Origin of the sequence: Franzmannia qiaohouensis, from assembly GCF_031451695.1 — a bacterium.
Taxonomy (GTDB): Bacteria; Pseudomonadota; Gammaproteobacteria; order Pseudomonadales; family Halomonadaceae; genus Franzmannia; species Franzmannia qiaohouensis.
In genome coordinates this window covers 321,452-338,405 of record NZ_JARWAM010000002.1, presented here as the reverse complement: position 1 = coordinate 338,405, position 16,954 = coordinate 321,452, and the positions used below count along the sequence as shown (strand labels likewise).

General features: G+C 61.7%; 17 protein-coding genes. 8 read left to right on the top strand and 9 right to left on the bottom strand.

What is annotated here, in order from left to right; all coding sequences use genetic code 11:
- Positions 1-21: 21 nt before the first annotated feature.
- Positions 22-291: an Rdx family protein gene (locus QC821_RS03730; RefSeq protein WP_309717157.1), complete on the top strand. Its 270-nt coding sequence runs from the start codon at positions 22-24 to the stop codon at positions 289-291.
- 7 nt (positions 292-298) lie between these two features.
- Here the strand turns inward: QC821_RS03730 and QC821_RS03725 are convergent, their stop codons facing one another.
- The 5 genes from QC821_RS03725 to QC821_RS03705 form a co-directional block, all read right to left on the bottom strand.
- Positions 299-1,087: an NAD(P)-binding domain-containing protein gene (locus QC821_RS03725; RefSeq protein ID WP_309717155.1), complete on the bottom strand. Its 789-nt coding sequence runs from the start codon at positions 1,085-1,087 to the stop codon at positions 299-301.
- A gap of 18 nt (positions 1,088-1,105) precedes the next feature.
- Positions 1,106-1,999, bottom strand: a complete 894-nt coding sequence (locus QC821_RS03720) for a DMT family transporter (protein WP_309717152.1) — start codon at positions 1,997-1,999, stop codon at positions 1,106-1,108.
- 72 nt (positions 2,000-2,071) lie between these two features.
- Entirely contained in the window at positions 2,072-2,758 is a 687-nt protein-coding gene (locus QC821_RS03715) for a GntR family transcriptional regulator (RefSeq protein ID WP_309717411.1), read from the bottom strand.
- Positions 2,759-2,919: 161 nt separating this feature from the next.
- Positions 2,920-3,867, bottom strand: coding sequence for a dihydrodipicolinate synthase family protein (locus QC821_RS03710; RefSeq protein ID WP_309717408.1), 948 nt, complete (start codon positions 3,865-3,867; stop codon positions 2,920-2,922).
- Positions 3,868-3,986: 119 nt separating this feature from the next.
- Entirely contained in the window at positions 3,987-4,922 is a 936-nt protein-coding gene (locus tag QC821_RS03705; RefSeq protein ID WP_309717150.1) for a 4-hydroxyproline epimerase, read from the bottom strand.
- 224 nt (positions 4,923-5,146) lie between these two features.
- Here QC821_RS03705 and QC821_RS03700 point away from each other — a divergent pair, with 224 nt between their 5' ends.
- From QC821_RS03700 to QC821_RS03685, 4 genes are all read left to right on the top strand, one after another.
- Complete coding sequence (locus QC821_RS03700; protein WP_309717149.1) at positions 5,147-6,472, top strand: NAD(P)/FAD-dependent oxidoreductase; 1,326 nt, start codon at positions 5,147-5,149, stop codon at positions 6,470-6,472.
- A gap of 205 nt (positions 6,473-6,677) precedes the next feature.
- A complete protein-coding gene (locus tag QC821_RS03695; protein ID WP_309717146.1) occupies positions 6,678-7,664 on the top strand; it encodes a Bug family tripartite tricarboxylate transporter substrate binding protein in 987 nt (328 codons plus the stop codon).
- Positions 7,665-7,758: 94 nt separating this feature from the next.
- The gene (locus tag QC821_RS03690) at positions 7,759-9,270 is read left to right on the top strand and encodes a tripartite tricarboxylate transporter permease (protein ID WP_309717143.1); all 1,512 of its coding nucleotides are present in this window, start codon (positions 7,759-7,761) and stop codon (positions 9,268-9,270) included.
- 15 nt (positions 9,271-9,285) lie between these two features.
- Entirely contained in the window at positions 9,286-9,765 is a 480-nt protein-coding gene (locus tag QC821_RS03685; protein ID WP_309717141.1) for a tripartite tricarboxylate transporter TctB family protein, read from the top strand.
- Between the two features lie 48 nt (positions 9,766-9,813).
- Here QC821_RS03685 and QC821_RS03680 read toward each other — a convergent pair whose 3' ends face one another.
- From QC821_RS03680 to QC821_RS03670, 3 genes are all read right to left on the bottom strand, one after another.
- On the bottom strand, positions 9,814-10,161 hold the full coding sequence (locus tag QC821_RS03680) for a type II toxin-antitoxin system RelE/ParE family toxin (protein ID WP_309717138.1): 348 nt from the start codon (positions 10,159-10,161) through the stop codon (positions 9,814-9,816).
- Positions 10,158-10,421: a type II toxin-antitoxin system Phd/YefM family antitoxin gene (locus tag QC821_RS03675; protein ID WP_095621099.1), complete on the bottom strand. Its 264-nt coding sequence runs from the start codon at positions 10,419-10,421 to the stop codon at positions 10,158-10,160. The genes QC821_RS03680 and QC821_RS03675 overlap by 4 nt, the downstream gene beginning before the upstream one ends.
- A gap of 66 nt (positions 10,422-10,487) precedes the next feature.
- Complete coding sequence (locus QC821_RS03670; protein WP_309717134.1) at positions 10,488-11,174, bottom strand: arylesterase; 687 nt, start codon at positions 11,172-11,174, stop codon at positions 10,488-10,490.
- On the opposite strand from QC821_RS03670, the gene QC821_RS03665 reads away from it, so the two are divergent.
- From QC821_RS03665 to glyA, 3 genes are all read left to right on the top strand, one after another.
- Entirely contained in the window at positions 11,173-11,889 is a 717-nt protein-coding gene (locus QC821_RS03665) for an ABC transporter ATP-binding protein (RefSeq protein ID WP_309717131.1), read from the top strand. The two genes, QC821_RS03670 and QC821_RS03665, sit on opposite strands and share 2 nt — an antisense overlap.
- 77 nt (positions 11,890-11,966) lie before the next feature.
- Positions 11,967-14,456 carry an ABC transporter permease gene (locus tag QC821_RS03660; protein WP_309717404.1) on the top strand — a complete coding sequence of 830 codons (2,490 nt, stop codon included), beginning with the start codon at positions 11,967-11,969 and terminating at the stop codon, positions 14,454-14,456.
- Positions 14,457-14,606: 150 nt separating this feature from the next.
- Positions 14,607-15,875, top strand: coding sequence for a serine hydroxymethyltransferase (glyA, locus tag QC821_RS03655; RefSeq protein WP_309717128.1), 1,269 nt, complete (start codon positions 14,607-14,609; stop codon positions 15,873-15,875).
- A gap of 129 nt (positions 15,876-16,004) precedes the next feature.
- On the opposite strand, the gene QC821_RS03650 is transcribed toward glyA, so the two are convergent.
- Positions 16,005-16,637, bottom strand: coding sequence for a cyclic nucleotide-binding domain-containing protein (locus QC821_RS03650; RefSeq protein ID WP_309717125.1), 633 nt, complete (start codon positions 16,635-16,637; stop codon positions 16,005-16,007).
- Positions 16,638-16,954: the final 317 nt, after the last annotated feature.

The window sequence follows — 16,954 nt, the reverse complement described above, 5'->3', positions numbered from 1 at the left end:
TGTTGCGACAGGTGGGCCGCGATGTCACGCATCCGAATTCACTACTGCACCCAGTGCCAATGGCTGCTGCGCAGCGCCTGGCTGGCCCAGGAGCTGCTCTCGACCTTCGGCGAAGCCCTAGATGAGGTGGCCCTGGTACCCAGTCACGGCGGCCATTTCGAGATCTTCTACGACGGCGAATCGATCTGGGAGCGCAAGCGCAACGACGGCTTTCCCGACAGCAAGGCGCTGAAGCGGCTGGTACGCGACCGCCTGGACCCTGAGCGCGATCTGGGCCACGTCGATCGCTGATGCCGGGTCAGGTGGGGGCTCTGCCGGTGTGGCGGGAGATACGCTGCTGCACGCCGTCGAGGGCTTGTTCGAGCGCTTCGCAGCAGCCGGAGCGTTGCAGTTGCTGCAGCGCCTGCTGATTGATGCCGCCGGGGGTTTGGCTAGCGGCGACGAGCTGCGCGAAGTGTCCATCGGGGTAGTCCTCACACAGGCTGCCCAGTGCTGTCAGCATGCCTGAGATGAAGCGTCCGGCCTGATCCGCTGCAACCCCTTGTTGCTGGGCCCAGTTCGCCATGGTGTCGATGGAAGCAAAGTATGGTGCCATCATGGCGGTTAGCGTCCACAGCGTATCCAGTGTGGATTCGTCGGTGGCAATCTCCAGTGGCCCCAGTTGCTCGAATAGCGTGATGGCTTGCAGTTGGCCTGGGTAGAGCAGCACCGGTCCCGCTGCCTTGGCCACGTAAGGCAAGGTGGCCGCGCGGGCAACCATCGTGGCGGGGGAAACCCACGAGATCACCTGGGCCAGCGGCAGCAGCGCCATCATCGAGATAACCGCGTGATTGGGGCGAAAGCTCAGGCCAGAAAGGACTGAATCGGCTATCTGCGGGCGTATCGTCAAGAGTATCGTGTCGGCCGTGTCCAACACGGCCTGGTTGGACGATGCGACCGCTACGTTAGCTGGATATGCCTCGGCCAACGCGGCGGCGCGAGAGGCATTACGTGGAGACAACACGATCCGCTCACTGTCTCCTCTGCGTTGCAGGCCGTGGACGATGGACTCCGCCAGGTGGCCGGTACCCAAGATGCCGATAGTCATGACACTTTTCCTCTATGCCTAGGATGCTCTCTGGGCTCGACTCGAGCCGGGCTGAAACTGCTGAAACGCTAATCCGGCGAGGATCAGAGCGAGACCGATTGGCGTTGAGGGCAGTAGTGCTTCTCCCAAAACCAGGAAAAGGATGAGCAACGAGATAGGCGGTGCCAAGAAAATCAAGCAGGATATTCTCGCCGTGCGAGTTGTTTTGTTCATGGCGCTTTGCCAAAGAAGGAAGGCAAGCCCCATTTCAAAAAGGCCCACGTAGACCCCCGCTGATATCCCCGCAAAAGGGAGGTTTCGCCAGTCAGAAAGCAGCAATACGAGTAGCGTCAGAACTGGTACTGCAATGCTGAAATTCTGCCACTGGGCTAACAGGGCAGGACGCTTGTCGCGCGTATTCATTAGCCAGTAAAAGGCCCAGAGCAGGGTCGAGAGTAACGCCATTCCAACCCCTAGTGCATCCGAGAAACGCATGCCTAGCAGGTCACCACGGGTTGCAATCACCAGTACCCCGCTGTAGGCGATCAGTCCAGCCAATGCATCGTAACGCGTCAGGCGGTGGCCAAGAATTGGTACGGCCAATAGGGCCATGGTCAGCGCCCAGGTGTAGTTCAGGGCCATGGCTTCCTGGCCGGCAAGTCGGTCATAGGCAATGAGCAGGATCAAGTAGTAAGCCACAGGATTCATCAGGCCGGCCCACAGGGCCGTTCGCCATCGAGTGGTCGCCGCTTTGCGCAGCGTACCTTGCCGCCATAGCAGTCCGGTCATCAGTAGCCAGGAGACGCAAGCAGCAATCCATACCAGCTCTAGCGGTGTGAGATAGCCTAAGGCGACTTTGAAGGCCGTTGCCACCGTCGACCACAGCAGCACTGCCCCTAGCCCCAGCAGGAGAGCTTGCTGATCAGAGTTCATCTTGCCTCCCGCAGCGCTACTGGGTGCCACTACTCCGTGCACTCTTTTGCGCTCATGTTGTTCGAAAATTCGTCAGCGAGTATCGGGTAAGGTCTGTTGCTGGGCCTGGGCGCGCCCTTCGAGTATTGAAACGATCCCTTCGCAGGCCTCCAGGATATGGGTCTCGAGCAGCTGGCACGCTTGCTCTATTCGCCCTTCGCGGGACAGGGCCAGCAAGGTGTGGTGTTCTCGCTCGGCCTTCTCGATCTCCTGGGTATAGAGGAGTTGCATGCGTATATAGCGGTCCGACTTGGTGTTGAGCTGGCTGATGATCGCCATTGTCTCCGGCAAGTTGGCGGGAGCGTATAGCGTTTGATGAAATGCGAAGTTGTATTCGCTCCAATTATCGATCTGCCCTCTTGAGTCGAGTGCCGCATCGTACTTACGCAATATGCCCTCGGCGTCATCGAGCTGCTCTTCAGTGAGGTTGGGGATGGCGCGTTTCAATATGTATGTCTCGAGTAGCACCCGCAGCTCGAAAAGCTCGCGAATCTTGGCGATCGAGAGCTCTGTCGTGAATGCCCCGCGATGCGCATGAAATTCTACTAGCCCTTCCGACTCCAGGGTCAGCAGGGCTTCTCGCACCGGGATCCTGCTGACGTCGTAGTCCTTAGCCAAGGCGTCCTGGCGTAGCTGTGACCCTCCTGGAAACTCACCTCCCAGAATGCGCCCGCGGAGGTCGTTTGCAACGAACTGTGCTCGTGTCTTATACGCTGGCATGGCCTTGATCCGCTCGAAGAATGTTATTGCACATTGTATACAAGCTGCGGCAAACATTCATTATCATGCTGCGCCGCGAGTCGACGCGCTACTTCTCGAGGCCCGGTCTTTAAGGCTGCACCAGGGCCTCGCTGCGATAGCCGCCCGTCACGGCAGATCCCTCACGCGGCCTGGAGAGAGGAAGACCACTGCGCATACCACTTGCGGAACAGCGCGTACTGCGCTTCGATATAGTTGCGCTGGGCATCACTCAAGGCATCGGTTTCATTGAAGTGAAGCGCGTACTCATGGTCGCCGTTAAGCACCATGAGATGCTTGTAATAGAGCACCAGGTCCGGGCCTTCATCGAAGGATGACAACACGCCTAGTGCGGCATCGAGTTCCTGCGCCAGAAGGCGTGCTTTAGCATCACCTTGTGCAGCTTTCTTGCTCAATGACACCAGGTGCAAGACTTCGCGAGGAAGCGCGTTGCCAATACCGGTGATCGCGCCCGTCGCGCCGCAGTTGACGAAGCCATGGAACACCGTAGTGTCGACACCCACCATCAGCGTGATGTCATCGTCTCTGGAGGTAATGTTTTCTGCGGCGTAGCGCAGGTCGTCGGCACCACCGAATTCCTTGAAACCGATCAGGTTCGGGTGCTCCTGACGTAGCGCGAAGAACAGGTCGGCGCGGGTAGCGAAACCGTAGTACGGGCTATTGTAGATTACTGCCGGGAGCTCAGAGGCTGCACCCAAGATGGCGGAGAAGTGAGCTCGTTGGGCGGCAGCGGAGGTGCCCCGTGACAGGACGCGTGGGATCACCATCAAACCCTGCGCGCCTACCTTGGCAGCATGAGTTGCGTGAGATACGGCCTCCCTGGAGTTGACGGCGCCGGTACCGACGATCGTGGGGATGCCCGCTTCGACCAGTCGTGCCACCCCTTCCTGGCGCTCGGCCTCGGTTAAAAGCGGCCAGTCACCCATCGAGCCGCAGTACACCACACCGCTCATGCCGGTATCGATTAGCACGCGGCCTTTGGCGACGAGTGCATCGAAGTCGGGCTTGCGATCTTCGGTGCAGGGAGTCATCAGGGCGGGAATGCAGCCGGTAAAAATACTCGTGCTCATCATGTTTCCTTTGTCGTTGTACAAGTCAGTCTCTACTGCTGGTCGGTGCCCAGGTGAAAGCCGCCAGCTGCTCAGTAGCGATATGCTGGAGTCACGGCAGGCGGGTCAAACCGCGGCAGTCATGACGGTGTAATACCCCAGGCAAAGGGGTCCTGCTTATCGATGAATAGCGTGGTGTCGGCACTCAGGTAGGCTCGCCCCTTGATATAGGGGCGAATGCGATTCCCCTCCCGCTGGTAGTACGCCTCGAAAAGGCTGCCGGTAATACTGGCCTGCACCCAGGGGGTGTCGGGTGCCAGCTTGCCATCAGCAGCCAAGCAGGCCAGCTTGGCGCTGGTGCCCGTACCGCAGGGAGACCGGTCATACGCCTTGCCGGGACACAGCACGAAGTTGCGGCTATCCGCCACAGTGTCCTCGGCAAATAACTCGATATGGTCGATAAGCGCACCGTCTTCGCCGCTGATCGACTGCGCTTCTAGTGCCTGGCGTATTGACCAGGTGAAGGCCGTCAGCGCCTCGACGTTTTCCAGTTTCAATGAGTGGTCGTGCTCTTCGACAAGGAAGAACCAGTTGCCGCCCCAGGCGATATCGCCGTGGACCAGGCCATATCCGGGCACCTCAACGGGTACCCGTTGGCGATACCGATAGGCCACTACGTTGCGCACGGTGACAGCACCATCGTCGTGCAGCGTCGCTTCGACAGGCCCCACGGGGGTGTCAATCGTGTGAGTGCCAGGCTCTATCAGGTCGAGATGGTAGAGGGATACCACCAAGCCGATGAGGCCGTGACCGCACATCCCCAAATAACCGGTGTTATTGAAGAAGATCACGCCACAGGTGGCGTTCGCCGACTCCGGCTCGCAGTAGAGCGCGCCGACGAGCACGTCATGACCGCGCGGCTCCAACATGCAGGCTTGCCGCCACTCATCGTGCGAGTTGCGCAGCGTATCCCGTTTCTCCTGAAGTGTGGTTCCAGCGAGGGCGGGGAAGCCTTCCATAATGAGTCGCGTTGGCTCGCCGCCCGTATGAGAGTCGATGGCACGCACGCGTTTCATGTGCTGCTCCTCTTCGTTTTCCTTCATTGCCTGGGAAGGGCCCGCGATCCATGAGCGTGTGCCCCATGTTTTATATTTTATACAATCTACGGGCCGCGTTGTGAAGCCTTAGTCAGAAAAGTATGCGCTGTGTCGAGCTATGTAGACGTTGGTCGTAGGTGCTTGCCAGGATTAATTATATAATTTATACAATCCTCCGGCGACACTTCAACCGAGTAACCACCATGACCCAGGCGTACCCCAACGCGACGACTTCTATCCAGACGCGCACCCAATCGGGGAGTGGTGTCGACGATGCTGACATCGCGGTCGTTGGCGCGGGTGTCATCGGCACGGCTTGTGCCCTCGAGTTAGCCCGTCAGGGGTATCGGGTTCGGGTGGTGGATCGCGATGTGCCCGGTATGGGGGCCTCCTTTGGCAATGCGGGCCATATGGCAACGGAACAGGTCTTTCCCATCGCCGATACCTCACTGCTGATGCGTATCCCGGGGATGCTGATGGACCCTACCGGGCCACTAAGGCTGGACTGGCGCTATTTGCCTAGGTCCATCCCCTGGCTGATGAGGGTGCTATGGAATCTGCGCGCTTCTCCCTACCAGGCCAGTGTGGCGGGTATTCGGGCGCTTAACGAAGCGAGCCTCGCCGCCTGGAAGCGGTTGTTGACGAGCATTGATAAGCCTTGGCTTCTAAAGCATGAGGGATCGCTGCTGGTACACGAGAGCGACGCGACTGCCGGTGAGCTTGCCCAGGCAATGGCGCGATTCACTGGCCAAGGCGTGGCCTGTGAAAGTCTCGACGGTGAGCGTGTGCGACAGCTGGCACCTTCGCTGAGCGAACGCATCTGCGGCGGCCTGTTTTTCCCCGAGACAGGGCACGTGATCGACCCTCATCAAGTGGTCAAGGATTTAGCGGAAGCCGCCGAGGCGCTAGGGGTGCGTTTCACTCGCGCCGAGGTGATGGCTGGGCAGGCAAGTGACGGTGGGGTTCGTCTACAGACGAGCAGCGGCGTGCTCGATGTGCCAAGGGTGCTCATCGCTGCCGGTGCCCACTCGGCTTCTTTGGTGGCCTCGATGACTGGCGTACGGGTGCCACTGGATACCGAGCGTGGCTATCACTTGATGCTTCCTCGTGAGGGTGACCGGCTGCCGATGGCAGTCACTTCGCTGGAGCGGCGCTTCATCATGACCCCGTTGGCAGGGGGGCTGCGACTGGCTGGCACCGTGGAATTTGCCGGCCTTAAACGTCCAGCGTTCATGGAGCGTGCCTGGCGGCTTCGGGCACTGGCCGATGGCCTGTTCTCGGAGCCCCTCGACGAGGCGGAAGCGACTCCCTGGATGGGGTTTCGTCCTTCGCTACCCGATTCGCTACCAATCATCGACCGGGCAGGCCCTGAGGGGCGGGTTTGGTTAGCCTTCGGGCATCATCATCTCGGGTTGACCCAGGCGGCCGTAACCGCACGACTGATCGGTCAGTTTGCGTCGTCCGACCAGGACGGGGTGGCGCCCGGATTGCCGCCGCTGTCGCCCTATCGGTTGTCACGGTTTACCTGAGGCCTTGGGCTGGCGCGACACATCCTCACTCGATCAACGCACGTAAGGCGGAGGCGATAGATTCATAAACAGAGGCTTGCACGCCGTCAGGGTTTCGGTTAGCTTCGTTTTCGTAGATTGTATATTATATAAATACATCTGATGGCACGGTGATCACGCAGGCTGACACGCAGCTTGCGTGGGAATAAAAACAAGGAGACATGTAATGAAGATGCATCGAAAGACGTTGGTTGCAGCATTGGCCACCACCGTACTGGGTGTTGCCGCAGGGCCTACGATGGGTAGTGATACGAACGGCGACTCACCGCTGGGTGATGGACCCATTCGTTTGGTTATCCCCTTTGGCCCGGGCGGCGGTTCCGATATGACGGCCCGTGTGCTCACGGCCACTGCACCAGAATTCTGCGGTCCACGAATCGACGTCGTCAGCATGAGCGGGGCCGCGGGGCTCGAAGCGGTCAACCACGTCATGAATGCCGAATCGGATGGTCACACTCTGCTGGTGACAGACTATGGCCCCATTGTGACCTCTGGCTTCGTCGACGATGTGGAGTGGTCTCATGATGACTGGGATCCGGTTATGCTGTTCACCGAATGGCTACCCACCGTGTATACCCATGCGGATCACGAAATTGACAGTATCGAGGACTGGGTCGATAAGCTTGAGGCGGAGCCGAATTCCGTGACCTTCGCTCATGCGGCACCTCTTGGTATCGTCCATTTGCCGCTGATCCTCTTCGAGATGGAGACGGGACTCGAGAATCGCCATATTCCTACCTCGGGCGGTGGTGAGACCCGTAGCATGGTCATGGGTGAGCATGTCGACTTGGGCATGACGCTGCCTGCCAGCATTGCAGCGGAAGTCGAAAATGGCACGCTGAAGGCACTGGGTACTTTTGCCGACGAACGCGCCGATGTCTTGCCCGATGTGCCGACGTTCAAGGAGGCAGGTTACGACGTCTCTCTGCCAGCTTGGCTAATGATTTTCGCCAAGAATGATGTGCCGCAAGAGACCAAGGAGTTTCTACAAGATTGCTTTATGGAAGCGCTGGCGACGCCGACTGCCGAATCGATGAGTGATCGCACAAACGCGGGGATCGATCCGCGTGGCATGGAAGATTCTGCCGAGCTCTACCACAACACGGTAGAGATGGTGGGCAGTATTCTGCGTGAGATTGGCGAGATCGATTAAGCATGCCAGTAAATTGACAAGGAGCGGCAGTGAGTAGCTGCCGCTCCTTGTGCATCTACATGATCTCTCTCAATAATACTTGCCGGAGTCTTGCATGCTTGAAGCGCTTACGGATGCCTTGTCATTGGCGCTGGACCCCTCGGTACTGCTGTTCGTGGCGCTGGGAATCCTGCTGGGTATCACCCTGGGCGCCATACCTGGCCTTAGCGGTGACATGGCTATCGCACTGTTACTTCCTACCGTGTTCTACCTCGAACCTGCCTCTGCGCTGGGGTTGCTCGTCGGGATCTACAAGGGCGGTATGTTCGGGGGATCGATCTCTGGCATAACCTTTGGTGTGCCCGGCACCCCGGGAGCTGCTGCCACCACTATCGACGGTTATCAGGCGAAACTTAAAGGCAAGCCCAATCGTGCGCTGCATACCGCATTGTATTCGTCAGTCGCTGGTGATACCTCCAGTGACCTGATCCTGATCTTTATTGCGTTGCCTTTAGCCGCCGTTGCATTGAAATTTGGGCCCGTGGAGTTCTTTGCCCTTTATGCATTCTCCCTATTGTTGATTTCTGCGCTGACCCGAGGGCAGCTTGCCAAGGGAGTGGCAGCCTGCGCACTGGGTATTCTGCTCTCCATGATCGGTCGTGACCCTATCGGTGGCTCACTGCGCATGACCTTTGGAATCCCTGAGTTGGCGGGTGGCCTCAGTCTTATCCCGGTACTGGTTGGCATCTTTGCGGTCTCGGAGTTGATCGTGCAGGTTTCCAAGGCGTGGGCCGCCAAGTCGCGCGCCATCGTCGAGGACGCTAAAGAGAAGTCGAATATGTTTAGCGACTACGATGCCGCCGCCGACAAGCTGCCATTCCGTGACTTCCTCAAGCTCTGGAAGGCGACCGCCATTGGCACTGGTACCGGTACCTTGATTGGGGCATTGCCTGGTGCAGGGTCTTCGTTGGCAGCGTTCATCAGCTATGGTCTGGCCCAGCGCTTCTCGCGCAGTGGCGATGAATTCGGTAAGGGGTCCATGGAGGGTGTCGCTAGTGCCGAAGCGGGTAACAGCGCTACCTCAGGCTCAACCCTTATCCCGCTATTCGCCTTCGGCATACCGGGGAGTGCCACGGCAGCTCTGTTCGGCGCCGCGTTCATTCTAATGGGAATGACGCCGGGGCCGAACATGGTGCGTGATCATTCGGATGTCATCTATGCCCTGTTCATCATTCTTGTCTATGCCAATATGGTCAACTTGTTGATGGGCAAAGTGCTGCTGCCATACTACTCCAAGATGTCGATGGTTCAGCCGCGCATCCTGCTACCCATCGTCTTCTGTCTGGCGATCTTTGGCACCTATGCGGCTGGCAACTCTTTCGTCGACGTGTGGGTGCTGCTGGGAGCCGGGCTGCTCGGGGTGGTGCTGCGTCTTTATGGCTTCCCATTGGCGCCGCTAATCCTGGGGTTCATCGTCGGGCCGGGGGCCGAACGGGCGCTGCGGCAGTCACTGTTGATTGGTGGTGAGTGGTCTTATCTGTTTTCGAGCCCGATCGCTATCGGCTTCTATGTCACTGCGCTGGGGTTGATCTTGCTGTTCACGTTGCTGCTGCGAAACAAGGCGTAAGCCGGGAAGGGTATGATGTCATCAATGTTGCGTAATCCGCTGCGCTACCAGGACTTCTATGTGGGGCTGGTGATGATAGCTATTGCCGCCGCTGGCCTGTTGGATATCGCCTACGGCAACTGGCGAACCGGTCAGACAATGGGGCCCCAGGCGTTTCCACAGGTCGCTTATATTGCGATCATGATGGCGGGGGGCCTGGTGTCGGCCAATACCTGCATTGGCAAATATGACGCCAGGCAGGAGGAAATTGTCAGCGTGCTGATGACGGCCGTGGTGATGGTGTCGGGCGGTGTGCTGCTGTTCCTCCTGGCCGGCCGCTTGGGGTTCACGGTTACCCTCGCCTTGGCGCTGATGGCGGGTTCCTCACTGCTTACTCAGGCGCCGCTGCGCCATTGGAAAACCACCATCCTGCTGCCTATCATGGCGGCAGTAATCATGTATTTTCTATTCGTTCAGTTGATTCGGATTCCACTCCCGGGAGGGCTTCTCTTCTAACTGGTGCTGGTTGATTTGTGGCGGGCTCGAAAGGATCAGGGGCGACGTTCAGGAGAGCAGCTGATACTCGAACAGCAACTGCTTGAAGTCCTGGCGCTGATGGGCGAACAAATAAATGGATACCTGCTGCTGCTCGGGCCAGTGGCGATAGATGATGCGATAGCCGTCGATCAGTAGCTCGCGATAGTGGCTGATGCCGAGCTCCAGAGCCAGACGGCAAACCGGGTATGCTCCAGGGCGTTCAGAGAGGCGTTCCAGCGCAGTACCGACGAGCCGCCTTGAATAAGTGTGTGCCTCTACCGGGGGCCACTCCAGATGATCGATCAAGAGATGACGACAACTACGTAGCGAGTGCAGGGCAGTGTCTTCAAGGGTAACAGGCAGGGGTGGGGTCACAGCGCCCCACCCAGCTCGGCTCTTTCATCTTTCTCTAGCCGCGCCATAAACTCCTCGGCGCTCATGGTCTTGCCCTCCGCGCGGCTCTTCTCGCCCAGGCTCAGCAGCTTGAGCAAGGCAATGGCCTGCTCGCGCCGCTCGTGAGCTGCAAAAGATTCGACAACGTAGGTGGGCTTGCCTTTTTGAGTTATCACCAGCGGCTCCTGAACATCGAGGGTGGCCGCATTCTGTTTTAGATAGCTAATGGTCTCGGTGCGCATTGACGACATCCTGATCAGTGACGGTTGGTCCAAATATAGTCCACCAAAAGACCGGTTGCCACTTGCTTACTGAGGGGTCTCCTGCCACTGCTCCAGCCAGTCTTCCAACTCCGGCCAAACGTTGTCGAGGATCACCGGTTGGGCACTGGCAGTGGGGTGGATGCCGTCGGACTGCATCAGGCCCTCTTCCAGCGCCACGCCTTCTAGCAGGAAGGGCACCAGGGGGACGTCGAACTCCTCGGCGAGACTGCGGTAAACACCGGTGAAGGCGTCGCGGTAGGCCTGGCCGTAGTTGGGCGGAATATCGATCCCGAGTAACAGCACGTCGGCATCGGCAGACTGGCTGGCCTCGATCATGCCGGCCAGGTTCTGCTGCATCTGCTGGGGGGGCAGCCCGCGCAGGCCGTCATTGCCGCCCAGTTCCAGCAGCACCAACTGCGGTTCGTGCTGTCCCAACAGGTCGGGCAGGCGCTCGGCGCCGCCGGCGGTGGTCTCGCCGCTGATGCTGGCGTTGACGACGCGTACCTCGCCGTCGAGCCGTTCATTGAGCAGGTACACCCAACTCTCCTCCTGCTCGATGCCATACGCCGCGCTGAGACTATCGCCCAGTACCAGCAGCGTCGGCGGCGTGTCGGCATGGGCCGCCGGCCATGCGATGATGGCGGCAATGCTCAGCACACCGGCGGCGAGCATGTGCGCCATGCGTCGCCCTTGAATACCAGCAAACCCCAGCACAGGGAAACCGCTTGTCATGTCAGACTCCTTGAAGACGGATGCTTCCGCGATTCTACACGCCCGAGGCTTGGGCAAGCAGGTCACCAGCGGCGATAAGCCGCTGACCATTTTGAGCGATCTGGCCCTCGATGTGTTCCCCGGCGAGACCCTGGCGATCCTCGGCGCCAGCGGGGCCGGCAAATCGACCCTGCTGGGGCTGCTGGCCGGGCTCGACGAACCCACCAGCGGCGAGCTGACGCTGTTCGGCGACGCGCTGTCGAGCCTCGACGAGGACGGTCGCGCTCAGTTGCGCGCCGGCCGCGTGGGGTTCGTGTTTCAGAACTTCCAGCTGCTGCCGACCCTGACGGCGCTGGAGAACGTGCTGCTGCCGCTGGAGCTATCGCCGCTCGCGGACAGTGAGCGGCGTGGTCGCGACTGGCTGACCCGGGTCGGGCTCGGTGAACGCCTGAGCCATCTGCCCAAGCAGCTCTCTGGCGGCGAGCAGCAGCGCGTGGCCGTGGCGCGCGCCTTCGTCACCGACCCGCAGCTGGTGTTTGCCGACGAGCCCACCGGCAATCTCGATCCGGCCACCGGCAAGCGCATCATCGACCTGTTGTTTACCCTCAACCGCGAGGCCGGCACCACCCTGGTGCTGGTCACCCACGATCACGCCCTGGCACGGCGCTGCGACCGCTGCCTGCGCCTCGACGACGGGCGGCTCGAGCCGCTGGTGCTGGATGAGGTCGAGGCATGAGCAGTATTGCCGACACATCACGATCGACGTCTCGCCAGGCTCGCGGCCTGGGTACCCTGCGCTGGTCGCTGCGCGGCATGCGGCGCGACCTGCGTGCCGCCGACGTGCGCGCGCTGTTCGTGGCGCTGGCGCTGGCGGTGGCTGCCTCGACCATGATCGGCTTCTTTCTCGACCGCCTCGAGCGTGGCCTCGAGCGCCAGGCCGGCCAGCTGCTCGGCGGCGACCTGGTGCTCGAACAGGGCCGCCCCTTCGACGACGGCCTGCGTCAGGAACTGGTCGAGGCCGGTTTCACACTGAGCGATCAGGTCGATCTGGTGTCGATGATCAGTCATGCCGACCGCTTCCAGCCCGCCAGTCTCAAGGTGGTCGACGACGTCTATCCGCACTACGGGGTATCCCACGTCGATCTCGGTGACGGCATCGAACAGCTGGCCCAGGGGCCGGCGGCAGGCGAGGCCTGGCTGGGGCCGCGTCTGATGCAGCTGCTGGAAGTGCAGATCGGCGACCAGGTGCAGGTCGGCGAGACGCAGCTGAGCGTGGCCGGGGTGATCGAACGCGAAGCCGATCAGTCGGGGGGCTTCGGTAACTTCAATCCGCGCCTGATGATGAATCTTGCCGACCTCGAGGCCACCAACCTCGTGCAACCCGGCTCGCGTGTGGAGTTCGAGATTCTTGCCGCCGGCCCGCCGGAGGCGCTGACCAGGGTCGAGGCCACGCTTGCCGAGCTGCGTCGCGACGGCGTCGAGGTGCGCGACGTACGCAGTGACCGTCCCCAGCTCGGCAACGCCCTGGCCCGCGCCGAGCAGTACCTGAGCCTGGCCGGCCTGGCCGCGGTGCTGCTGGCGGGGGTGGCGGTGGCCATGGCCACGCGCCGCTACGTCGACCGCCATCTCGATACCGCAGCGCTGCTGCGCTGCTTCGGTGCTACCCAACGGCAGTTGACCCGGCTGTTCGCTCTGCAGCTGCTGTGGTTGGCGCTGGCGGCATCGGTGGTCGGTGCCTTGCTGGGGCTGGTCGGCCAGGCCGGGTTGCTGTGGTTGCTGACCGCCTTCCTGCCCATCGAGCTACCGCCCCCGGGGCCGCTGCCGCTGCTGCTCGGCGTGCTCACGGCGCTGGCCGTGCTGGCCGGTTTTGCCGGCCCCACGCTGCTGCGCCTCAAGCGCGTCAGCGCGCTCAAGGTGCTGCGGCGTGAGCTCGATCCACTGCCGGCCTCGGCGTGGCTGGTGGTGGCGGTGGCGAGCCTGGTGTTCGGCGGCCTGCTGTGGCTCTACTCCGGTGACCCGCAGCTCGCCTTCGGCCTGCTGGCCGGTGGCCTGGTCATGCTGGTGGTGCTGTGGGGCCTCGGGGCACTGCTGCTGGGTGGGGTGGTGCGTCTCGCCGCCTGGCTGCCCCAGGGCGGCAGCAAGCGCCAGGCGCTGCGTCTCGGTGCCCAGCAGCTGGCGCGGCGGCGCGGCGCCAGCCTTGGCCAACTGCTGGCGTTCTCGGTGACCTTCGCCGCCATGGCGATGATCGCCCTGGTGCGCGGCGACCTGTTGACTACCTGGCAGGATCAACTGCCGGAGGATACGCCCAACTACTTCGCCATCAATATCCAGCCCGGTGAACGCGACGCCTTCATCGACACCCTCGACGATGCCGTGGACGAACGCACCACCCTCTACCCGATGGTGCGCGGGCGGATCTCCGCGATCAACGGCCAGACCCCGCGCGATGCGGTGCCTGCCGATGCCCGCGGCGACGGCTCGCTGCGCCGCGAGCTCAACCTCACCTGGCGCGAGACGCTGCCCGACGCCAATCGTCTGGTCGCCGGCCAGTGGTTCGACGCCGGTCCCGAGCTTGCCGACGGCCGGGTGCCGATCTCGGTGGAGGACGGCCTGGCCGAACGGCTCGGCCTCTCCCTCGGCGACACCATGACCTTCACCATCGGCAGCGACGAGATCGTCGGCGAACTCACCAGCCTGCGCAATCTCGACTGGGACAGCTTCCGCCCCAACTTCTTCGTGATCTTCCCGCCCGAGGTGCTGGAGCGCTACGGCCACAGCTATATCACTGCCTTCCACCTCGACCGCGAGCGTGACGACATCAGCCGCGCCCTGGTGCGCGAGTTCCCCGGCGTCTCGCTGCTCAACGTCGAGGCGATCCTCGGTCAGGTGCGTGAGCTGCTGACCCAGGTGACCCGCGCGGTGGAGTTCGTGCTCGGCTTCGTGCTGCTGGCCGGCATCAGCGTGCTGTATGCCGCCCTCACCGCCAGCCGCCCGACGCGGGCTCACGAAAGCGGCTTGCTGAGGGTGTTCGGCGCCGGCGACCGCCTGATCTCGCGGGTCCAGGGGGCCGAGTTCGCGATTCTCGGCTTTGCCAGCGGCCTGATGGGCGCGCTGCTTGCCGAGCTCGCCGCGGCGGGCATCTACCTCGCCTGGTTCGACCTCGCCCCCAGGATCCACTGGGGCCTGTGGCTGACCCTGCCGCTGGGCGGTGCGCTGCTGATTGGCGTGATCGGTCATGCGCTGTCGCGCAGCGTACGCCGCCAGACGCCGATGCAGAGCCTGGGGCTGCTCGGAGAAGCATGACCGCTTGCGCGGGTTTAGCCTGGCTAAAGCGAAGGTGAGAAATACTCGGGCAGCCATGACCCCCTTTCATGTGAAAGGGGGGATGGGCTGGGGTATCATGGCGCCTTTCGATTTTGCCTATCGTTCGCCCCCGATTGAGGACCCACGACGATGTTCAGCCGTGATATGACCATTGCCGGTTTCGATGATGCCCTGCTGGATGCGATGAACAAGGAAGTCGCACGCCAGGAAGCGCACATCGAGCTGATCGCCTCCGAGAACTATGCAAGCCCCCGGGTGATGGAAGCCCAGGGTAGCCAGCTGACCAACAAGTATGCGGAAGGCTACCCCGGCAAGCGCTACTACGGCGGCTGCGAGTATGTCGACATCGTCGAGCAGCTGGCCATCGACTATGCCAAGCAGCTGTTCGGGGCCAGCTACGCCAACGTCCAGCCGCACTCCGGTTCCCAGGCCAACGGCGCGGTCTTCCAGGCGCTGGTCAAGCCCGGCGATACCATCCTCGGCATGAGCCTCGACGCCGGTGGCCACCTGACCCATGGTGCCAAGCCCAACTTCTCCGGCAAGCACTACGATGCCGTGCAGTACGGCCTCGGCGAAGACGGCCTGATCGACTATGACGAAGTGGCTGCGCTTGCCCGCGAGCACAAGCCGAAGATGATCATCGCCGGCTTCTCTGCCTACTCGCAGATCATCGACTGGGCGAAGTTCCGCGAGATCGCCGACGAGGTGGGCGCCTACCTGCTGGTCGACATGGCCCACGTCGCCGGCCTGGTCGCTGCGGGTGTCTACCCCACGCCGCTGCCCCACGCCCACGTGGTCACCACCACCACCCACAAGACCCTGCGCGGCCCGCGCGGCGGCCTGATCCTCTCCAGCGAGGGTGACGCCGAGATCGAGAAGAAGCTGCAGTCGGCGGTCTTCCCGGGTGGCCAGGGCGGCCCGCTCGAGCATGTCATCGCCGCCAAGGCGATCTGCTTCAAGGAAGCCATGGAGCCTGGCTTCAAGGCCTATCAGCAGCAGGTGGTCAAGAATGCCCAGGCGATGGCCGGCGTGTTCATCGAGCGCGGCTTCGACGTGGTCTCCGGCGGTACCGAGGATCACCTCTTTCTGCTGTCGCTGGTCAAGCAGGGCCTGACCGGCAAGGACGCCGACGCCGCCCTGGGCCGCGCGCATATCACCGTCAACAAGAATGCCGTGCCCGGTGACCCGCAGAGCCCCTTCGTAACCTCCGGGCTGCGCATCGGCACCCCGGCGGTGACCACCCGCGGCTTTGGCGAAGCCGAGTGCAGCGACCTCGCCGGCTGGATCTGCGACATCCTCGACGTGATGGCCAAGGCCGAGAGCACCGACGCTATCGAGGCCGAGGTCAAGGCCAAGGTCGCAGCGGTCTGCGCGCGCCTGCCGGTGTATCGCGACTGATCGCTAGCCTTCATTGCCGACAGCATCAAGAAGCGCTCCGCCTTGGCGGGGCGCTTCTTGTTTTGGGCACTGGGTTGGCGTGACTCGGAGGGCGTTCGGCGCAATGGAGCATGCAGACAGAGTGGCGGCTCAGCGAGTCAGCTTTCTGGCCATATCGGCGCCGATCACCCCCTGCATGGCATCCTTGAGGCGCGGGTCGCGCTGGTAAAGTGCCTCGAGGTCGCGGCGTCGCCAGCTCAAGTAATCGACAGCGCCTTTGGTCACCACCGTAGCGCTGGCGGGCTTGCCGGTGACGAAACTCATCTCGCCGGCGAAGTCACCCGGACGCAGCGTGGCGCGGTGCTGCCCGTCGGCGTGTACCTCTGCCTCACCGTCGAGAAGCAGGATCAGCCGGTCAAGCGGTTGGTCCTGCTCGATCAGAGTCGCATCCGGCGGGCAGTGCTGCCGCTGGGTCGGGCGCAGCACCTTGAGCATTTCTCGCGGCGTGAGCATGCGAAAGGTGTGGTGGTGCAGCCAGCGTTGGTGGTCATCGAGTACCACCGGCCGCCGTGCCAGCAGTAGTACGGTGAGGTTGAAAGCGTTGATGGCGATAAAGGCGATTTGCCAGCCGATCGCCGAGTAGAGCGGGGTGTCGAGAAAGTAGAAGTAGGGCAGCGTACTCAGTGCAGCGAGGATAGTGATGGCGCGCAGGTAGGCCATGTCGCGCACCAGGTAGGCGAGGCAGAACATCAGATTGGCAAAGAAAAAAAGCCCTGTGGCCATGGTAGCAACGTCCTCTGGCAGCAGATCTGGCAGTGGCACGCCTGACCCAAGCCCGACATGCTACCCATGGCGACCGTCGTCGGGGCAAGTTTTCAACGCTTGGAGAAGCGCCTGCCTGAACGTCAGCGCGACTCCCGGCTGCACCAAAATAGGGTTTTTGCATGATCTGAAATGGTGCATGGCAGTGGCTGTGAGTGCTTTCGGAGCGTGACGGAGACACGCCGAGCGAGCGTCCGCAGGCGTTCGCAGCGAACTGGCACGCCACGTGCTAGTGTCACCAGTAATGCGCAAAAACGCGCACTTCCTTGCACGTCAGC